Origin of the sequence: Achromobacter sp. Marseille-Q4954, from assembly GCF_943737025.1 — a bacterium.
Classification (GTDB): domain Bacteria; phylum Pseudomonadota; class Gammaproteobacteria; order Burkholderiales; family Burkholderiaceae_B; genus Achromobacter; species Achromobacter bronchisepticus_A.
The window spans coordinates 3791120-3809641 of record NZ_CALSFQ010000001.1; the positions used below are offsets into that span (position 1 = coordinate 3791120).

16 protein-coding genes are annotated in these 18522 nt (G+C 67.3%); 11 read left to right on the forward strand and 5 right to left on the reverse strand.

From position 1 onward, the window contains the following. The first annotated feature begins 46 nt into the window (after positions 1–46). The 6 genes from NGK62_RS17780 (at position 47) to NGK62_RS17805 (ending at position 8250) form a co-directional block, all read left to right on the forward strand. Positions 47–550 (forward strand): RNA polymerase sigma factor, encoded by a 504-nt coding sequence (locus NGK62_RS17780; protein WP_059378861.1) that lies wholly within the window; start codon positions 47–49, stop codon positions 548–550. Further along, positions 547–1545 (forward strand): FecR family protein, encoded by a 999-nt coding sequence (locus NGK62_RS17785; protein WP_251879438.1) that lies wholly within the window; start codon positions 547–549, stop codon positions 1543–1545. Before NGK62_RS17780 ends, NGK62_RS17785 begins: the two co-directional genes overlap by 4 nt. A gap of 211 nt (positions 1546–1756) precedes the next feature. After that, complete coding sequence (gene fhuE, locus NGK62_RS17790; RefSeq protein ID WP_251879441.1) at positions 1757–4108, forward strand: ferric-rhodotorulic acid/ferric-coprogen receptor FhuE; 2352 nt, start codon at positions 1757–1759, stop codon at positions 4106–4108. A 102-nt stretch (positions 4109–4210) separates the two neighbouring features. After that, complete coding sequence (locus NGK62_RS17795) at positions 4211–4729, forward strand: sigma-70 family RNA polymerase sigma factor (protein WP_118932960.1); 519 nt, start codon at positions 4211–4213, stop codon at positions 4727–4729. Beyond that, a complete protein-coding gene (locus NGK62_RS17800) occupies positions 4699–5688 on the forward strand; it encodes a FecR domain-containing protein (RefSeq protein WP_251879443.1) in 990 nt (329 codons plus the stop codon). The genes NGK62_RS17795 and NGK62_RS17800 overlap by 31 nt, the downstream gene beginning before the upstream one ends. 96 nt (positions 5689–5784) lie before the next feature. Then, positions 5785–8250, forward strand: coding sequence for a TonB-dependent receptor (locus NGK62_RS17805; protein ID WP_251879445.1), 2466 nt, complete (start codon positions 5785–5787; stop codon positions 8248–8250). Positions 8251–8256: 6 nt separating this feature from the next. Here the strand turns inward: NGK62_RS17805 and NGK62_RS17810 are convergent, their stop codons facing one another. The 3 genes from NGK62_RS17810 to NGK62_RS17820 all read right to left on the reverse strand — a co-directional run bounded on the left by NGK62_RS17810 (position 8257) and on the right by NGK62_RS17820 (position 12484). Then, positions 8257–9153 (reverse strand): GntR family transcriptional regulator, encoded by an 897-nt coding sequence (locus NGK62_RS17810; protein WP_251879447.1) that lies wholly within the window; start codon positions 9151–9153, stop codon positions 8257–8259. Beyond that, positions 9150–11783, reverse strand: a complete 2634-nt coding sequence (gene acnA / locus NGK62_RS17815) for an aconitate hydratase AcnA (RefSeq protein ID WP_251879449.1) — start codon at positions 11781–11783, stop codon at positions 9150–9152. The genes NGK62_RS17810 and acnA overlap by 4 nt, the downstream gene beginning before the upstream one ends. A gap of 104 nt (positions 11784–11887) precedes the next feature. Beyond that, positions 11888–12484, reverse strand: coding sequence for a TetR/AcrR family transcriptional regulator (locus NGK62_RS17820; RefSeq protein ID WP_251879451.1), 597 nt, complete (start codon positions 12482–12484; stop codon positions 11888–11890). A 135-nt stretch (positions 12485–12619) separates the two neighbouring features. On the opposite strand from NGK62_RS17820, the gene NGK62_RS17825 reads away from it, so the two are divergent. The 4 genes from NGK62_RS17825 to NGK62_RS17840 all read left to right on the forward strand — a co-directional run bounded on the left by NGK62_RS17825 (position 12620) and on the right by NGK62_RS17840 (position 16282). Next, entirely contained in the window at positions 12620–13675 is a 1056-nt protein-coding gene (locus NGK62_RS17825) for a sugar phosphate isomerase/epimerase family protein (protein WP_251879453.1), read from the forward strand. Between the two features lie 27 nt (positions 13676–13702). Further along, the gene (locus NGK62_RS17830; protein ID WP_059378805.1) at positions 13703–14575 is read left to right on the forward strand and encodes an alpha/beta fold hydrolase; all 873 of its coding nucleotides are present in this window, start codon (positions 13703–13705) and stop codon (positions 14573–14575) included. Positions 14576–14577: 2 nt separating this feature from the next. Beyond that, a complete protein-coding gene (locus tag NGK62_RS17835) occupies positions 14578–15513 on the forward strand; it encodes an alpha/beta hydrolase (protein WP_059378807.1) in 936 nt (311 codons plus the stop codon). Between the two features lie 79 nt (positions 15514–15592). Beyond that, positions 15593–16282 (forward strand): HAD family hydrolase, encoded by a 690-nt coding sequence (locus NGK62_RS17840; protein WP_251879455.1) that lies wholly within the window; start codon positions 15593–15595, stop codon positions 16280–16282. A gap of 23 nt (positions 16283–16305) precedes the next feature. On the opposite strand, the gene NGK62_RS17845 is transcribed toward NGK62_RS17840, so the two are convergent. After that, the gene (locus NGK62_RS17845) at positions 16306–17079 is read right to left on the reverse strand and encodes an SDR family oxidoreductase (RefSeq protein WP_118932966.1); all 774 of its coding nucleotides are present in this window, start codon (positions 17077–17079) and stop codon (positions 16306–16308) included. Between the two features lie 140 nt (positions 17080–17219). Between NGK62_RS17845 and NGK62_RS17850 the strand changes: the two genes are divergently transcribed. Then, a complete protein-coding gene (locus NGK62_RS17850; RefSeq protein ID WP_251879457.1) occupies positions 17220–17738 on the forward strand; it encodes an MgtC/SapB family protein in 519 nt (172 codons plus the stop codon). A 16-nt stretch (positions 17739–17754) separates the two neighbouring features. On the opposite strand, the gene NGK62_RS17855 is transcribed toward NGK62_RS17850, so the two are convergent. Continuing rightward, the gene (locus NGK62_RS17855; protein WP_059378814.1) at positions 17755–18501 is read right to left on the reverse strand and encodes an SDR family oxidoreductase; all 747 of its coding nucleotides are present in this window, start codon (positions 18499–18501) and stop codon (positions 17755–17757) included. Between the last annotated feature and the right edge of the window lie 21 nt (positions 18502–18522).

Genomic DNA, 18522 nt, shown 5'->3' on the forward strand with positions numbered 1-18522 from the left:
ATTTGTAAAATTCGCGGCGTCGCCATCTCCGTTGTCCGATCGGTCCATGTCCCGTTCCCCTCCGCCCCGTTCCGGCTGGCTCGCCTACTACGACGAGCTGGTAGGGGTATGGAGCCGTAGAGTCGGCAACCGGCATGATGCTGAGGACGCGGCGCACGATGCCATCGAACGCCTGCTGAAGGCCGACGCCAGCGTCGCGTTGAAGGCGCGCAGCTACCTGTTCCAGGCCGCCGGACATCGCTTGATCGACCGCTGGCGCCGGCAGGAACGGACCGAGCATGTGCCGCTGGACCTGCTGGACGAGGCTGACCAGCCCGCCTGGACCGATCCCGAGTCGCCGGTGCGCGCGTCGCGTCTGGCGGACGATCTTGCGCAAGTCCTGGCAGAATTGCCGCCCAAGTGCCGCGAGGCCTTTGTCCTGAATCGCATCGAAGGCTGGACGCAGGCCGAGGTGGCGCAGCATATGGGCCTGTCCAAGAACATGATCGAACGCTACGTCATGCGGGCAATCGAATTCGTCCGCGACCGCATGCGTGAACACAATCCATGACGATGCCTTCCACCAACGACCGCGATGAGCAGGGCGCGCCCGATACGGCGGCGCAGTGGTTCGCGCGTTGGCATTCGGGCGACCTGACGCGCCGCCAGCGACGCGAGTTTGCCCGCTGGCGGCGCGATCATCCCGAGGCCGCGCGCGAGTTCGACCGCATGCAGCAACTGGGCAAGGCCGCCGCCGGAATGTCCCGCGATCAAGTCCGGACCTTGCTGGGCGGAGAGATTCCGGCCCGGCCCCGGCCGCAACGGCAGCGCCGCCTGGCGCTGCGCATGGCCGCGGGCTGTGCGGCATTGGCTGCGGCGGCCATGGTGGCGTGGTGGAACCTGCCGGCGGAGATTCCGGGATACTCCGCGACGCTGGTCGCGGAGCGCGGCGAACGCCGGCAAGTGACCTTGCCCGATGGTTCCGTGCTGGCACTCAATGGCGCGACGCGCGCCGACGTGCGTTTGTACGCCGGGCGCCGGGAAGTGGCGCTGGACGGCGGCGAGATCCTGTTCACCGTCAGCGCCGATGCGGCGCGGCCATTCATCGTGCGCGCAGGCAGCGGCGTGGTGCGCGTGACCGGCACCGTCTTCGATGTGCGGCGCGACGAGGATCAGGTCGCGGTGCTGGTGGCGTCCGGCACCGTGGAGGTGTCGGGCGGCCGCTGGTGGAACATGGGTCATGCCGTGCTGCGCGGGGGGGACGGCATCCGCGTGCCAGCCAGCGGCGCGATCGGCGTGCCAGCGCCCGCCGACGTCCAGAGCGCGATCGCGTGGCGCGAAGGGCGGGTGGTGTTCAAGAACGCGCCGCTGGCCGAGGTGGTGCGGGATATGAACCGCTATTTGCCCACGCCGTTGCGGCTGGCGGACGACAGGGCGGGGCGCTTGCGGGTATCGGCGTCATTCAGCCTGGATCGGCCCGAAGCCCTGGTCGACGCCTTGCCGGCGGTGGCGCCGGTGCGCCTGACGCCGCGCCCGGACGGCGCCATCGACATCAGCGCAAAGTAGCTTCATCGAGGCGCGGTTACAAAATAAATGAGAATGGGATTCAGGTTTATCTTGGGCTGATTCGTTCTACGAAGGAAGGCGGCAGCCGCCGCGTTTCCATCTCGGGAAACGTTCCCCGTATCGTCGAACAGAACAGCAGGTACTTGTGACTATTCCAGCAGCCCGGCATTTCCCCGCCGTTGCGCGCCTTGCGTGCGCGTCTCCCCGGTTCATGTTTTCTTCCCTGCTGTTGGCAGTGGCCTTGGCGACGGCGGGCACGCCGGCGATTGCTCAGCCGCAAGCGTCCGCCGTGCCTATCGACATCGCGGCGCAGCCCTTGGGCGATGCCGTGATGCAATGGGCGGCGCAGGTCAAGGTGCGCGTGTTCTACGCGCCTGAAGTGGTGGCCGGTGTAAGCAGCAACGGCCTGCGCGGCCGGCTATCGCCCGAGGAGGCCTTGCGCAGCCTGTTGCAAGGCACGGGCGTGACGTACCGTTGGCAGGGCGACAGCATCATCTTGTCGCGCGATGGCGGCGTGGCCAGCCTTGCGCCAGTGACGGTGCTGGGCAGTATGAATCCGGCGGTGACCGAAGGCACCGGCTCCTACACGACTCCGGCATCGGCCGCCGCCACGGGCCTGACCTTGTCGCTGCGCGAAACGCCGCAGTCCGTCAGCGTGGTGACACGCCAGCGCATCGACGACCAGAACCTGCGGTCGCTGGACGAAGTGATGGGCAGCGTGGTGGGCGTGCAGGTGGTCAGCGAGGATACCGATCGCACGGACTTCTGGTCGCGCGGCTTCTACATCGACAGCCTGCAGTACGACGGCGTTCCCACCACCATCGGCCTGTCGATGTATGGCGAATCCGACAACGATTCATTCATCTACGACCGCATCGAAGTCGTGCGCGGCGCGACCGGCCTGATGACGGGCGCGGGCAATCCGGGCGCTTCGATCAACCTGGTGCGCAAGCATGCCAATAGCCGAGAATTCACCGGAACGGTGAGCGCCGGCGCGGGGTCGTGGAATCAATATCGCGGCGCGGTGGACATGTCCACGCCATTGAACCAGGAAGGCACCGTGCGTGCGCGCATGGTGGCGATGTACCAGGGGCGCGATTCCTACATCGATCTGTACCATGCCAACAAGCAGGTGTTCTATGGCGTCATCGATGCGGACCTGACGCCATCGACCCGGTTGAGCCTGGGCGCGGACTACCAGGACAAGCGTCCGCGCGGATCCACCTGGGGCAGCCTGCCGGTGGTGTTCAGCGACGGCACGCCGACCGACTGGCGGCGTTCCAAGACCACCGCGGCGGACTGGACCTACTGGCATACGACCAACCAGACCGTATTCGCCACGCTGGAACATCGCTTCGCCAACGATTGGGCGGTCAAGGCCGATTGGTCGCAACGCAAGAGCAAGTACGACGCCAAGCTTTTGTACCTGTACGGCGACCTGGACCGTGCAACCGGAACCGGCTTGGCGGCGCTGCCGGGATACTGGAATTCCTACGCGCAGCAGACCTCGCTGGACTTGCAGGCCACGGGGCCGTTCAACCTGCTCGGCCGCAAGCACGAGCTGGTGGTGGGCGCCATGCGCAGCCGCTACGGCGAGGACTTCTACCGCTACGGCTTCGACCGCGCCACGTTGGCGGATACCGGCAACTTCTACCAGTGGGACGGCTCGTACGCGCAGCCGACCTGGACCGAGGCCAGCTTGCGGGACACGGTGACGCACCAACGCGGCGTCTATGCCGCGGCGCGGTGGTCGCTGGCCGACAATCTGACCGTCATCACGGGCGGCCGTTACGCGAGTTGGGAATCGAAATCGCCCACGCGCGACCAGAAGGATTCCCAGTTCATTCCGTACGCCGGCGTGGTGGTCGACCTGAACGACACCTACTCCGCCTACGTCAGCTATACCGACATCTTCCAGCCCCAGGACAATCGGGACAGCAGCGGCAATTACCTGGATCCGGTGCAGGGCCAGAACTATGAAGTGGGCCTGAAGGGCGAGTACCTGGACGGCAGGTTGAATACTTCCGTCGCGCTGTTCAAGGTCAGGCAAAGCAAGGTCGCGGTGCTGGACGGAGACAAACTGGTGCCCGGCACGCCCGACCAGGCCTACAAGACCGCCGACGGCGTCACCACCAAGGGCATCGAGCTGGAAGTGAGCGGGCTGTTGTCGGAGGGCTGGAACGCCTATGCCGGAGGCACGTACTACACCAGCCGCGATGCGCAGGGCGTGTCGGTCAATCCCGAGCGTCCGCGCGCGGTGGCCAAGCTGTTCACCACCTATCGGCTGCCGGGTTCATGGAACCGCCTGACGGTGGGCGGCGGCGTCAATTGGCAGCTGTCGAGCTACTCCGAAGTCAGCGCCGGCGACGCCACGGTCACGGTCAAGCAGAAGGCCTACGCGATCTACAACCTGATGGCGCGCTACGACTTCAATTCGCGCCTGTCGGCGCAGATGAACCTGAACAACCTGTTCGACAAGAAGTACTACCTGGGCGGCGTGGGCAACCAGGTCTACTACGGCGAGCCCAGAAGCGTGTTCGTCAATCTGACCGCCAAGTTCTGATTGGCGGCACGCCGCTGCGGTAGCCAGGGGCGCGTCCAGAGCAGGGCAAGGATACGATAGAATATAAATGGTTCCTATTTAGATTCTATCGCCAGGTGCGCCTTGCCTCCGCCCGACTCCCCTCCCGCCGACAACGTCGCGCAACTCTATCGTGACCACCACGGCTGGCTGTCGGTCTGGTTGCGCAGGAAGCTGGGCAATTCCTTCGACGCGGCGGACCTGGCCCATGACACCTTCGTGCGCCTGATGGCCGGGCGGCGCAGGGCGGACGCGGGCGCCGAGCCGCGCGCGTTGCTGACGCACATCGCGAAGGGCCTGGTGGTGGACCACTGGCGCCGGAGAACGCTGGAAGAGGCCTATCTGGCCACGGTGGCGCAATTGCCCGAGCAGCAGGCGCCGTCGCCGGAGGCGCGCGCGCTGATCCTGGAAACCTTGCACGCCATCGATACGGCGTTGCGGACGCTGTCCGCCAAAACGCGCGAGATCTTCCTGCTGTCGCAGTTCGACGGCATGGGCTATGACGCCATCGCGCAACGCCTGGACGTGTCGCTGTCCACGGTCAAGCGCCATATGCAGGCGGCGCTGACCGCATGCCTGATCGCAAGCCAGGCCGACGCGTGATCGACCCCGCGATCCTGAGGGAAGCAGCCGGCTGGCTGGTGCGTTTCCAATCCGAGAGCTTGTCGCCGTCCGAGCGTGAGGCGTTCGACCGCTGGCGCGCCCGCAGCCCGGCGCACGCCGCCGCATGGCAACGCGCCGAAGAAATGCTGCGCGGATTCGGCCAGGTGCCTCCGCGCATCGCTGGCGATACCTTGCGCCGGCTGGATCGCCCGGGTCGGCGCCAGGCCGCGCGCGCGCTGGCCGGCCTGTTGATCGCGGGACCCGTGGCATGGCTGGGCTGGCGCGAGCTGCCCTGGCGCGAGTGGAGCGCGGATGCGCGCACCGCGACCGGCGAGCAGCGCCGCCTGGAATTGGCCGATGGCACGCAACTGGTGCTCAATACCGCCAGCGCGGTGGACATCGACTACACCGCACAGCAGCGCACGGTCTGGTTGCGGGCGGGCGAAATCCTGCTGACCACGGGTAGCGATACGCCGCAGTTGCGCCGTCCCTTCATCGTCCAGACCGCCCAAGGCGCGATCCGCGCGCTGGGCACCCGCTTCCTGGTGCGTGACGAAGGCGATGCCGTGCGCGTGGCGGTGTTCGAGGGCGCGGTGGAGATCTGGCCCGTGGCGGCGGCTGGCAGCGCCACGGTGCTGCCGGCCGGACGGCAGACCGTCTTCAACGGGCGCGAGGTGCAACCCCAGATCCCGGTGGAGACGTCGGCGGCGTCGTGGGAGCAGGGCATGCTTGCCGCGCGCAACTGGCGGCTGGCCGACCTGATGGATGAACTGGCCCGGTATCGCCGCGGCATGCTGCGCTGCGATCCAGCAGTGGCGGGGCTGCGCGTGTCCGGGGCGTTTCCGTTGAACGATATCGATGCCAGCTTGCGCTTGCTGGAAAAGACCCTGCCCGTGAGGGTGAGCAAGGTTACGCCGTACTGGACCACGGTGGTACCGCGCGCCGGCGTTACAAATTAATCGCGAACTGGCTGAACCTTTTTTTCGCTTCGTCCGGTGTACCGGGTGAATCGCCGCGAATCGCGCGCCGCCCAGACCCTTACGAAGGATGGTTTCATGGTTTCCCGAATCTCCCGTTCGCCGCGCCCCGTGCGCGGCAAAGCCGTGCTGACGCCGCTGGCGGCGATGCTACGGGCAGCCGGCATGGGCTTGGCGCTGTTGGCCGCCACGGGGGCGTCGCAACAGGCGGTGGCGGCCGATACGGTGAGCGCCGCTGCGCGCAAGCCCTACGCGATCGCCGCCGGTCCGTTAGGCGACGCGCTGGCTCAGTTTGCCGCCGCTGCCGGCGTGCCGCTGTCGTTCGATCCGGCCATGGTGTCGGGGTTGCGCACGAACGGGTTGGATGGCGCCTACACGGTGCAGGAAGGCTTTGTCCGTTTGCTGTCCGGATCGGGCTACGTCCTGTCGGAGCAGGGCGGAGGAGCCTATTCCCTGCGCAAGCTGCCGTCGGGATCGGATGCGTCGGCGACCGTATTGCCGGCAGTGACCGTAGCGGCTAGCGCAGCGGCGCCCTACGCGTTGCCGGCGGAGTACGACGGTGGCCAGGTGGCCCGGGGTGGACGGCTGGGATTGCTGGGCAACCGCGACGTGATGGACGTGCCATTCAATGTCACGAACTACACATCGGACCTGCTGGCGAACCGTCAGTCGGTGACGCTGGCGGATGCGTTGAACGTCGAGCCATCGGTGCGCTTTACCGGGCAGATCGGCGGCGTGACCGATTCTTTCTACATCCGGGGCTTTCCTATCGGCGAAGGCAACCTGGGTGAGATCGCCTTTGACGGGGTCTATGGCGTGGCGCCCAACTATCACGTCTACACCGACTACATCGAGCGGGTCGAAGTGCTAAAAGGACCGGCCGCGCTGCTGTACGGCATGTCGCCCAATAGCGGCGTGGGCGGCGTGATCAACATGGTGCCCAAGCGGGCGCTGCCGCAGGACCTGAGCCGCGTGTCCGCCGATTACGTGGGCGACTCGCAATTCGGCGCGCGCGCGGACCTGAGCCGCCGCTTCGGCAATGACGGCGAATGGGGCGTGCGCATCAACGGCATGCACCGGCAGGGCGATACGCCGCTGGACAATCTGTATTCGCGCACCGACATCGGCGCGCTGTCGCTGGACTACCAGGGCGAGCGGCTGCGCGCCTCGCTGGACCTGCTGACGCAGAATGAAAAGATCGACGCGCCCACGCGGCCTTTCCTGGTGGCGGCGGGCATCGATGTGCCGCATGCGGCGGACGGGCGGCGCAACGCCACGCAGCCCTGGGGCTGGTGGAAGTCAGACGGGCAATCGGCGCTGCTGCGGGTCGAGTACGACATCAGCGACCGCCTGACGGTGTTTGCCGACGCGGGCGGCTCGGACACGAACGTGTCGCGTCTGTCGGACCAGACGCCTACCATCGTCAACGAGGCCGGCGACACGGTGGTCACGCCGAACAACTTCAGGTTCGAGGTCAACCGCAGCACCTACAACGCAGGCCTGCGCGCCAAGCTGGATACAGGCCCGGTGCGCCATGCCATCAACTTCATGGGCAGCCTGTACAGCGACCGGAACTCGCAGGCCAGCGTAATGGGCACGCCGCTCACGTCGAACATCTACCATCCGATCACGCGGCCGGAGCAGTACATCCCGGCGCCGGCCAACGTGCCCAAGATTTCCTCGTCCGATCTTTCCGGCCTGGCGTTGGCCGATACGCTGAGCATCCTGGACGAGCGCGCGCAGCTGACCCTGGGCGTGCGCCAGCAGCGCATCCAGTCCCGCAATTTCAACGCCACGACCGGCGTGCGCACCGTCAGCTACGACGAAAGCGCGACCACGCCGCTGGCGGGCATTGTCATCAAGCCCTGGAGCCATGTGTCGCTGTACGCCAATTACATCGAAGGCCTGAGCAAGGGCGACGTGGCGCCTGCCACCGCGTCCAACGCCGGCCAGGTGTTCAAGCCCTATAAGGCCAGGCAGAAGGAAGTGGGCGTGAAGGTGGACCTGGACAGCGCCATGCTGACCCTGAGCGCCTTCGAGATCACCAAGCCCAGCGGCCAGCTGACCAACGGCGTGTACGGCGCGGACAGCGAGCAGCGCAACCGCGGCCTGGAATTGAACCTGGCCGGTGAACCGTGGCGCGGCTTGCGCCTGCTGGGCGGTGTGACCTTGCTGGACGCGGAGCTGACGCGCGCCGGGAGCAAGGCGGTGGTCGGCAACCGGCCCGTGGGCGTGCCCAAGGTGTCGGTGAACCTGGGCGCGGAATGGGATACGCCTTGGGTCGCGGGCCTGACCCTGACCGGCAGCGTGATGCACACCGGCAGCGAATACATCAATCAGGCCAACACCCAGTCGGTGCCGTCGTGGACCACGTTCGACCTGGGCGCGCGCTATGCCACCAAGGTCTATGGTAAAGACCTCACGCTGCGCGCCAATGTCGTCAACGTGTTCAACCGGGCCTACTGGTCGGGCGTGGCCTCGTATGGCACGATTTCCCAAGGGGTGCCGCGCACGCTGATGCTGTCCGCGTCTATGGACTTCTGACCGGCGCTAGGAGGCCAGCAGCCCGCTGATGCGGGCCAGGTTGTCCAGCGTGCTGCGCAGGTGCTCCGCCAGTTCGGCTGCGGCCTCTTCGTTGCGTTCGTGTTCCAGCAGTTCCAGGATGGCCAGGTGCTGGTCGCAATGCTGGCGGTAGCGGCTGCGGTCCTGCATGGAGCGGTACGAGAGCAGCCGGCGCACGCGGTTCACGCGCTTGATGGCGTCGATGAAGAAGGGATTGCCCGAGGCCTCCACCAGCGATTCATGGAAGCGCACGCCGCGTTCGTGCAGCTGGTCGGCGGTGTCGGTGGCGATGCCGCCGTCCAGCAGGTGCTTTTCGGCGGCGCGGCAACGCGCCAGCACTTGCTTGTCGATGTGAAAGCCCGGCTCCAGCAGCGCGGCCGGCTCCAGCGCCAGCCGCAGACGGTAGGACTGCAGCAGGCTGTCGGGCGTGGTCATCATGGATGAGAATTCCCAGCCATAGCCGGGCCGCCGCTCTGCCCAGCCTTCCTGCGCGATGCGGCCCAACAGGGCTTGGGTCTGCGCGGCCGTCAGGCCATAGCGCGCGCGCAGCAGCGCTTCGCTGCATTGCATGGGCAGTTCGCCGCGCAGCAGTTCGTCGGCCAGCTTGAAGTAGCTGTGCGTGACGATGTCGTCAACGGAGGGCGGCGCCAGGTCCCCTTGCATGTGTGCCAGCGCGGTGTGATCCCGTTCCAGGAAATAGCCGCGGTTGGGTTTGCGCGAGACGACGCCGCGTTGCTCCAGGATGCCCAGCGCGTCGTTGACCGGCGAGCGCGACAGGCGCAGCCGGTCGGCGATCTTCTGCGCCGTCAGGTGCGCGCCCGCGGGCAGGCGGTCTGCCTGGATCAGCGCCAGGATTTTCGCGGCGGTATTGGATTGGGCGCTCATGCGTTGCGGACGGCGGAATGGATGGTGTCCGAGAGAATAGCGGGAATGACGCCGCCCATGCGCAGCAGCCTGACTTCCAGCCGGGTCTCGACCGCCGCCGTGGCCTGCAGCGTCTCTTCGGCGCCGCCGGCGCGCAGGATGCGGACCGCCACGGGCATGCGCGGCGTCAGCGCCGCGGCCGGGGCATCGATCTCGATCCTGTCGCCAGGCCGGATCCGCAGCGTTGCCGGCGTGAGGCCGGCGGGCAGGCGCAAGGGCAGGATGCCCATGCCGATCAGGTTGGAGCGATGGATGCGTTCGAAGCTGACCGCCAGCACGCAGCGGATGCCCAGCAGGCGTTGCCCCTTGGCGGCCCAGTCACGCGAGGAGCCGGTGCCATAGCGCTCGCCCGCCACCAGGACCACGGGCTGGCCGGCCCGGGCGTAGCGGCCGGCGGCCTCCCAGATCGGCTCCACCCGGCCGCTGGGCGCATGCAGCGTGTGGCCTACCGGCGCTTCGGGTATGAGCAGATTGACGAGGCTCTTGCTGTAGAAGGCGGCGCGCAGCATCACCTGCCAGTTGCCGCGGCGCGATGCGAAGACGTTCAGGTCGTTGCGGTCGTCGCCGCGTTCGACCAGGAAGTCGGCGATCAGGCTGTCCGGCGGAATGGCGCTGGCGGGCGACAGGTGATCGGTGGTCACGTCGTCGCCCAGCACCAGCAGGGGATGCGCGGTGTAGCGGCCCAGCTGGCCGGCCGCTTCGGTGCTGGCGAAAGGCGGGCGGCGCAGCGCGGTGGAGGCGGGATCCCAGGGAAAGCGCGCCGAGTCCGGCGCTTGCAGCGCATGCCATGCCGGGTTGGCGCTGGCCATCCGGAAGGCCTGGCGGTAATCGGCGGGCTGCTGGCCGGCGGCAAGCGCGGCGTCTATCTCCGCGTCGTCAGGCCAGAGCTCGCGCAGATGGACGGCGCGGCCGTCGGGCGCGGCCTGCACGGGTTCGCAGCTCAGATCGCGTTCGGCGTCGCCCGCCAGCGCGTAGGCGATGACCAGCGCCGGCGACATGAGAAAGCCCAGATCCAGGTCTGGATGGATGCGGCCGGCGAAATTGCGGTTGCCGGACAGCACCGCCACGGGATGGACCGCGCCCGCCGCCATGGCCGCGCGCACGGACTCGGGCAGGGGGCCGGAATTGCCGATGCAGGTGGTGCAGCCGTAGCCCACGATGTCGAAGCCCACGGCGGACAGATCTTCCAATAGCCCGGCGCGCGCGAGATACGCCGCCGCCGCAGGCGAGCCGGGAGCCAACGAGGTCTTCACCCAGGCGGGCACGCGCAGGCCGGCCCGGCGCGCCTTGCGGGCCAGCAGGCCGGCCGCGGTAAGCAGCCGTGGATCCGAGGTATTGGTGCAACTGGTGATGGCGGCGATCGCCACGGCGTAGCGGGGCAGGCCGTGCGCAGGGACCGCAGGGGCACCCGCCAACCCGGCCAGGATGGCCTTGGCGTGTCCGTAGGGATGCAGGTCCTGCGGCCGCCGCGGACCGGCCACATGCTCCTGCACGCGGTCCAGCGCGATGTCGACCACGCGGGTGTAACGCGGCTCGGCAGCGGGGTCGTAGGCGATGCCGGTGCGCTCGGCATAGGCCTGTACCTGCGCGATCAGCGTTTCGGGCCGGCCCGTCTGGCGCAGATAGGCCAGCGTCTGCCCGTCGATGGGGAAGTAGCCCGTGGTGGCGCCGTACTCGGGCGCCATGTTGGCCACCACGCAGCGGCTGCCCGCCGGCAGCGTGGCCACGCCCGGTCCGAAGAATTCCACGAACTCTCCGGACACCTGGATCTCGCGCAGGCGCTGCGTCACGGTCAAGGCCAGGTCGGTCGCGCTGACTCCCGCGCCCAGCGCGCCGGTCAGGCGCACGCCGATCACGTCGGGAATGCGCAGCAGCGTGGGCATGCCGAACATCACTGTCTGCGCCTCCAGGCCGCCCACGCCCCAGCCCAGCACGCCGATGCCGTTGACCATGGGCGTGTGGCTGTCGGTGCCTATCATCATGTCCGGATGCAGGGCGATGCCGTCGGCGTTTTCCTGCTCGCAGACCACTGTCGCGAGTTGCTCCAGATTGATGGTGTGCATGATGCCGGTGCCCGGCGGATGGATGCGCACATTGGACAGGGCCTTGGAGGCCCAGCGCAGGAAGCGGTAGCGCTCGGCGTTGCGGCGCAGCTCCAGGTCCAGGTTCAAGGCCGCGGCATCGGCGCGCGCATAGGACTGCACCGCCAGCGAATGGTCCACCGACACGTCCACGGGCAATACGGGATTCAGCGCGGAAGGATCCACGCCGGCCTCGGCCAGCGCGTCGCGCATTGCGGCGATGTCGACCAGGGCCGGGGTGCTGGTGGTGTCGTGCATCAGCACGCGCCCGGGCTGGAAGGCGATCTCGGCTTCGCTGGTGCCGTGCTCCAGCCAGCGGAACAGGGCCGCGGCGGCCGCATCGCGCTCCGCGTCCTGCATATTGCGCAGCGCGTTTTCCAGCAGCAGCCGCAAGACCACGGGCAGGCGGAAATATTGGGCGCCGTACATGCCGGGCAGGTCCAGGCAGGTATGGCGGACGCCATTGAGGGTGAAGACGGCGTGGCGAGGCGTGACGGCATGGATGTGCATGGCCGTAATTTTGCATATTGCATTGTAAAAATGCAATTTAAGAAAATTGGGGGCGGATAGCCTGTAATTCGTCCCGACGTAGCCCTGATACCGCGGCCACGGGCTTAGCGCATGACGGAGTCCAGCGCGCTCAGGGCCGGCGGAATCATGGCCAGCAGGCGGGCCTTGCCCACGCCGTCCCTGGCTTGCACCGACAGGCCGTGCAGCACGACGGCGTAGTAGTCGCCCAAGGCCTGCACATCGGTGCCGGGCTTGAGTTCGCCCGCCTTCAGCGCGGCTTCGAGCCGGTCGATGATGGACTGCGTGCGCGCCTTGCGATGGGTGGTGAGCCACGCCATGACCGCTTCGTTTTCGGCGGCGTAATTGGTGGCGGCCGACACCACCATGCAGCCTTGCGGACGGCCGCGCCGGGTATAGGTGGCCACTGCGTCAGCCAGCAGCTTGGTGATGGCCTCGCGCACGCTTTCCGTGCCTTCCAACGCCTTTTCGGCGAAGGCGCCGTCGCCGGCTTCGTAACGCGCTACCGCTTCGCGGAACAGATCCTGCTTGGAGCCGAAAGCGGCATAGAGCCGTGCGGAAGCCAGTCCCGTCGCGGCCACCAGGTCCGCCATCGAAGTGCCTTCGTAACCCTGCTTCCAGAACGCAAGCATTGCTTGCTGAAGCGCCAGGTCGCGGTCGAATTCTCTGGGTCTGCCTGCCATGACGGTCTCGTTGAAATGAACTGAGGCGCAGTGTAACGCCGCATGTGCGCTGCCCGGCGTGCGTAGCCTGCGCTTGCGCCGATTCTTCGCATCGTCTATTCTTTGTCGTTCGGCAAACAATTAGGTTTAAGAATCATGCAAACGATCAAAGGACCCAGCCTGCACCTGGCCCAGTTCAGCGACGCCGTCGCGCCCTTCAACAGCCTGCCCGCCATCGCGGAATGGGCGGCGGGCGTAGGCTTCAAGGCCTTGCAGATTCCCGCCTGGGACCAGCGCTTTTTCGACAGCGCGACGGCGGCCGTCAGCCAGGACTATTGCGACGAGATCAAGGGAACGCTGGCCGCCCATGGCCTGGTGATCAGCGAACTGACCAGCCATATCTACGGCCAGTCGCTGGCGGTGCATCCGGCCTACGACGCCATGGTCGACAGCTTTGCGCCGCTTAAGGCGCGGGGCAATCCGCAAGCCAGGACGGCGTGGGCGCGGCAAGGCCTGCTGGATACGGCGCGCGCATCGCGCAGGCTGGGCCTGACCGATATGGGCACGTTCTCGGGTTCACTGGCCTGGCCCTATCTGTTCCCGTTTCCGCAGCGTCCGGAAGGCCTGATCGAAGCGGCGTTCGATGAACTCGCCAAGCGCTGGCTGCCGGTGCTGGACGAGTGCGAAGAGCAGGGCGTGAACCTGTGCTTCGAGATTCATCCCAGCGAAGACCTGCACGATGGCATTTCTTTCGAGATGTTCCGCGAGCGCGTGGGCGGCCATGCGCGTTGCGCCATTCTGTTCGACCCCAGCCACTTCGTGCTGCAACAGCTGAATTACCTGGAATACCTGGACATCTACAAGGACCACATCCGCATGTTCCATGTGAAGGACGCGGAGTTCAATCCGACCGGCCGGCAGGGCATCTATGGCGGATACCAGTCCTGGATCAACCGGGCCGGGCGCTTCCGCTCGCTGGGAGACGGGCAGGTGGACTTCAAGGCGATCTTCTCGAAGCTGGCGCATTACGACTACCAGGGCTGGGCCACGCTGGAATGGGAATGCTGCCTGAAGGACCAGGAGACCGGCGCGCGCGAGGGCGTGGAGTTCATCAACCGCCACATCATTCCGGTTACCTCCAAGGTCTTTGACGACTTCGCTGGCGCGGCCATCGACAAGCAACAGATCAACGCCCTGCTGGGCATCGCATGAACGGCCGCGCCGCATCGGAAATCATCCATGACACACCAGAACTTTTCCTTCGACGCCTTTTCGCACCAGTACGTCCATGTCGGCGGACACCGCATCCATTGCGCGACGGCGGGCTCCGGCACGCCCGTGCTGCTGATTCCGGGCTGGCCCCAGACCTGGTACACGTGGCGCCACGTCATGGCGGCGCTGGCGCAGGCCGGTTACCAGGCGATCGCGGTGGATCCGCCCGGCACCGGCGATTCCGACCGTCCGGCATCGGGCTATGACACCGGTGCCATCGCCGCCACGCTGCACCAGTTGATGGCGCAGCTGGGCCACGCGCGCTACCAGGTGGTGGGCCACGATATCGGCATGTGGGTGGCCTACGCGCTGGCCAGCGATTTTCCGGCGGCGGTGAGCCGGCTGGCGCTGACGGAAGCCGTCATACCCGGCCTGGCGCCCGCGCCCACGATCTTCGCGCCGCCGCAGGAGAACATCTTCCTGTGGCATTTCATGTTCAATCAGTTGCACGATCTGCCCGAGACGCTGATCGCGGGCAGGGAAAAGGCCTACCTGACCTTCATCTTCGACAAGTGGTCGCATCGCCGCGACCGGGTCGCGGCCGAGGTCTACATCGACGCCTATGCGGCGCCCGGCGGACTGCGCGGCGGATTCGCATACTACCGCGCCATTCCGGAGACCATCAGGCAGAACGCGCTGCGCGCCAAGCGCATGCTGGAAATGCCCACGCTGGCCATCGGCGCCGAGCATGCGACCCGCGACGCGCCGCTCGTCACCATGCGCGAGAATGCCCGGAATCTGCAGGGGGCGATCATTGCCGACTGCGGGCATTTCGTCACCGAGGAATGCCCCGAAGCCTTCCTGGAGCATCTGCTCCCGTTCCTGTCGCGGGAGGGCTGAAGGTGGCGCTCGACCCTCGCATCAATGCCTATCTGAGCCGTCTGTCCGCGGTGTCGGGGCCCATGGTGCTCGAAGAGATCCGGGCAGAGACTGAAATCAGTCTGCGCAAGCTGCAGGGCCCGGACGAAGAAGTAGGGGCAACGGAGTTGCACCAGGCCGTTTGCGGGCAAGGCCAGCCGTTGCGGATCAGGTCCTATACGCCGGCCGGCAGGGAACACGAAACCGGTCTGCCTGCCCTGGTGTACGCGCATGGCGGCGGCTGGTTCCAGTGTTCGCTGGAACTCTATGACAATCCTTGCCGGGCGCTGGCCAACGCCACGCAATGCAAGGTGTTTTCGGTGGATTACCGCCTGGCGCCGGAGCACAAGTTCCCCGTGCCGGTCGAGGATTTCTACCGCGGCGTGCAATGGGTGTGCGACAACGCCGAAAGCCTGCGCATCGATGCCGCCCGCATCGCGGTGGGGGGCGACAGCGCGGGCGGAAACCTTGCGGCCACGGTGGCGCTGATGGCGCGGGACCGGGGCGGTCCGGCCATCGCCCATCAGTTGCTGCTGTACCCGGTGCTCGACTATTCGTTCTCGACCGAGTCGTACAGGACCTATGGGCAGAACTTCTTCCTGACCGAGGAGGTCATGCGGTATTGCTGGTTCACCTATCTGCTCAACGAGAGCGACGGCGCCTCGCCCTACGCCTCGCCGGCGCGGGCGGAATCGCTGGCCGGCCTGCCGCCCGCGACGCTGCTGGCCTGCGAATACGACCCCGTGCGCGACGAGGCCGAGGCTTATGTGCGGCGCCTGCGCGAAGCCGGCGTTCCGGTCAGCGCCCACAGGCTGGAAGGCATGGTGCATGCCTGCATCCACATGCTGGGCCTGACCCCCGCGGCCCGGCGGCTATTCGACCTGGCCGGACAGGCTTTGCGGTCGGCCTTCGGGGCCTGATGCCGCGCAAGCCTCCTGCGTTGTGCAGGAGGCTTGCAGTATGCTTACCGGCTTCCAGAACATTCCCGACCTTGCTGCAATGACTGATTTCCCCTTCGATGCCGTGCTGTTCGACTGCGACGGCGTCCTGGTCGATTCCGAACCCATCACCAGCCGCGTGCTGACCGAAATGCTCAATGAACTGGGCTGGGGCATCACGCATGCGGAAACCATGCAGATCTTCACGGGCAAGGCCGTCAGGGATGAGCTGCCGCTGATCGAGTCGCGCACGGGCGCCACGATCACGCCGGACTGGTTCGATCAATTCCGCCAGCGCCGCAACGCCGCGCTGGATCGGGATCTGGTCGAGATCCCCGGCGCGCCGGACGCGGTGCGGGCGCTGCATGTGGCCTTGGACGGCCGCATTGCCGTGGCTTCGGGCGCGGACCGGCGCAAGGTGGAGCTGCAGCTCGCCAAGGTTGGCATTGCGGAGTGCTTTCGCGAGCGCGTCTTCAGCGGCCATGAAATGCCGCGCAGCAAGCCTTATCCGGACGTGTACCTGGCGGCCGCGCAGGCGCTGGGCGTGGACCCCCGGCGTTGCGCCATCGTGGAAGACACGGTGACCGGCGCCACGGCCGGGGTGGCCGCCGGCGCCACGGTGTTCGGCTATAGCCCGGACGCCAACGGCCATAGCGGCGCAGAGGCCTTGCGCGGCGTGGGCGTGGCCCACGTGTTTACCGACATGGGCGCCCTGCCAGGGTTGTTGGCGGGGTGGCGCCAGACCGCCTAGGGGGCTGGCGCGCCGAACGGTCTTTAACCCGCGTATTGCTCACCGCCGTCCAGGTCTATCACCGTGCCGCTCAGGTAGCCCGCGCGCGGCGAAGCGCCGAACACGATCATGTCGGCGACTTCGCCGGGTTCCATCAGGCGTCCGAAAGGCAGGTCCGACAACGTTTCCTGCCAGCGGCTTTCGTCGCCCCAGCGCGCCTGGGCGCGCTGTTTGGCCAGCGTCAGCACGCGGTCGGTGCGGGTACGCGAGGGATTCACGCCGAAGACGCGCACGCCATGGCGCGGCGCATCCCCGCCCAGGGCGCGGGTGAAGCCGATCAGCGAGGCATTGGCCGCCGCGCCGCAGATGTAGTCGGCGCGCGGCGCCGCCCCGCCCATGCCGATGATGTTGGCGATGACGCCGGCGCCGGCTTCGCGCATGCGCGGATAGTAGTGCCGGGCCAGATCGATGTAGCCGTAGACCTTCAGTTCCCACCCCGCGCGCCAGCGTTCGTCCTGCACCTGGTCCAGCGCCCCGCCGGGCACCGCGCCGGCATTGTTCACCAGGATGTCGATATCGCCCGCTTCCTGGCTCAGGCGTTGCACCGCGCCGGGTTGGGCGAGGTCTAGCGCAATGGTCCGGGGCTGCTTGCTGGTTTGTTCGCGTATGGCCTCGGCCGCCGCGCGCAGCGCCTCCCCGTCGCGCGACACCAGTATCGGATCGGCGCCCTCGCGGGCGAAGGCGAGCGCGCAGGCCAAGCCTATGCCCTTGGATGCGCCCGTGATGAGCACGCGTTTACCGTCCAGCTGCAAATCCATATAACCCTCCGGTTGGTTTCGTGCGCAGTCGTGCGCGACGCCTCGAAGTTTGTACCCCAGTCGTACCCGCTAGTGCCAGCGGGGCTCGGCGCCTGCTATGCTGGCCGGACCATTTCCCATCAAAAAAGGGGGGGACGGCGATGACGGAAATCTGGCTGGAAATCTGGTCCACCGCGCGCAGCGAGTTCGCCGACATCCCCGATGTGGGCGAGGCGACCCGCATCGTGCTGCGCCTGAGCATGGCGATGCTGCTGGGCGGCCTGCTGGGCTACGAGCGCGAGCGCAGCGGCAAGGACGCGGGCTTGCGCACCCACATGCTGGTGGCGCTGGGCGCGGCGATCTTCGTGCTGGTGCCGCTGCAGGGCGGCATGGAAGTCGGCGACCTGAGCCGCGTGCTGCAGGGCGTGATCGCCGGCATTGGTTTCCTGGGCGCGGGCGCCATCATTAAACTGAGCGGCGAGCGCGAGATCCGCGGGTTGACCACCGCGGCCGGCATCTGGATGACGGCGGCCATCGGCGCCGCGGCGGGCATGGGGCGCGAGGCCACCGCCGTGGTCAGCACGCTGATGGCCCTTTTCGTGCTGGCGGTGCTGCGGCGGGTCGAGGCGCGCATCGCCGCCCGCAAGGAAAGCGGCCTCATCTCTACGGACGCCAAGTAGATCCGGCGCAGGCGTTTCAGTTGCCGCCGGACACGTCGATGAACGAGCCGCTGGTGTAGCCGGCCTCGTCCGAGAACAGCCACATCACGGCGCCCGCCACTTCTTCGACGGTGCCGCCGCGGCGCAGCGGAATCACGCCCTTCAGGCGGTCCACGCGGCCGGGTTCGCCGCCGCTGGCGTGCATGTCGGTGTAGATGGTGCCGGGACGCACGCCGTTGACGCGGATGCCTTCCGGCGCGACTTCCTTGGACAGGCCGATGGTCATCGTGTCCATGGCGCCCTTGGAGGCGGCGTAGTCCACGTATTCGTTGGGCGAGCCCAGCCGGGCGGCCGCGGACGAGACGTTGACAATGGCGCCGCCCTGGCCGCCATGGCGCGTCGACATGCGGCGCACCGCCTCGCGGGCGCACAGGAAGGCGCCGATCACATTGGTGGACAGCACGCGCAGCAGGCGTTCGGCGCTCATCTGGTCCACGCGCATCTGCTGTTCGAGGATGCCGGCGTTGTTGACCAGCGCGTCGATGCGGCCCAGTTGTCGATCCAGTTCGCCGTACATGCGCAGCACCTGGTCCTCTTGCGAGACATCGGCCTGCAGGGCAACGGCGCGGCCGCCGCCCTGCACGATTTCCGCGACCACCGCGTGCGCGGTGTCGGCGTTGGCATGGTAGTTGACGCCTACCGCGTAGCCGCGGCGGGCGGCCAGCTTGGCGACGGCGGCGCCGATGCCGCGGCCACCGCCCGTGACGAGCATGATTTTGGACATGGCTTGCTCCTGGTGGGCTTA

Excerpts from the sequence above, each read along its gene's own strand:
- acnA (WP_251879449.1), bottom strand. The coding sequence starts at position 11,783 with ATGCACATCCATGCCGTCACGCCTCGCCACGCCGTCTTCACCCTCAAT.
- NGK62_RS17780 (WP_059378861.1), top strand. The coding sequence starts at position 47 with ATGTCCCGTTCCCCTCCGCCCCGTTCCGGCTGGCTCGCCTACTACGAC.
- NGK62_RS17800 (WP_251879443.1), top strand. The coding sequence starts at position 4,699 with ATGCCTGATCGCAAGCCAGGCCGACGCGTGATCGACCCCGCGATCCTG.
- NGK62_RS17805 (WP_251879445.1), top strand. The coding sequence starts at position 5,785 with ATGGTTTCCCGAATCTCCCGTTCGCCGCGCCCCGTGCGCGGCAAAGCC.
- NGK62_RS17820 (WP_251879451.1), bottom strand. The coding sequence starts at position 12,484 with ATGGCAGGCAGACCCAGAGAATTCGACCGCGACCTGGCGCTTCAGCAA.
- NGK62_RS17850 (WP_251879457.1), top strand. The coding sequence starts at position 17,220 with ATGACGGAAATCTGGCTGGAAATCTGGTCCACCGCGCGCAGCGAGTTC.
- NGK62_RS17830 (WP_059378805.1), top strand. The coding sequence starts at position 13,703 with ATGACACACCAGAACTTTTCCTTCGACGCCTTTTCGCACCAGTACGTC.
- NGK62_RS17825 (WP_251879453.1), top strand. The coding sequence starts at position 12,620 with ATGCAAACGATCAAAGGACCCAGCCTGCACCTGGCCCAGTTCAGCGAC.
- NGK62_RS17845 (WP_118932966.1), bottom strand. The coding sequence starts at position 17,079 with ATGGATTTGCAGCTGGACGGTAAACGCGTGCTCATCACGGGCGCATCC.
- NGK62_RS17840 (WP_251879455.1), top strand. The coding sequence starts at position 15,593 with ATGACTGATTTCCCCTTCGATGCCGTGCTGTTCGACTGCGACGGCGTC.
- fhuE (WP_251879441.1), top strand. The coding sequence starts at position 1,757 with ATGTTTTCTTCCCTGCTGTTGGCAGTGGCCTTGGCGACGGCGGGCACG.
- NGK62_RS17785 (WP_251879438.1), top strand. The coding sequence starts at position 547 with ATGACGATGCCTTCCACCAACGACCGCGATGAGCAGGGCGCGCCCGAT.
- NGK62_RS17855 (WP_059378814.1), bottom strand. The coding sequence starts at position 18,501 with ATGTCCAAAATCATGCTCGTCACGGGCGGTGGCCGCGGCATCGGCGCC.
- NGK62_RS17810 (WP_251879447.1), bottom strand. The coding sequence starts at position 9,153 with ATGAGCGCCCAATCCAATACCGCCGCGAAAATCCTGGCGCTGATCCAG.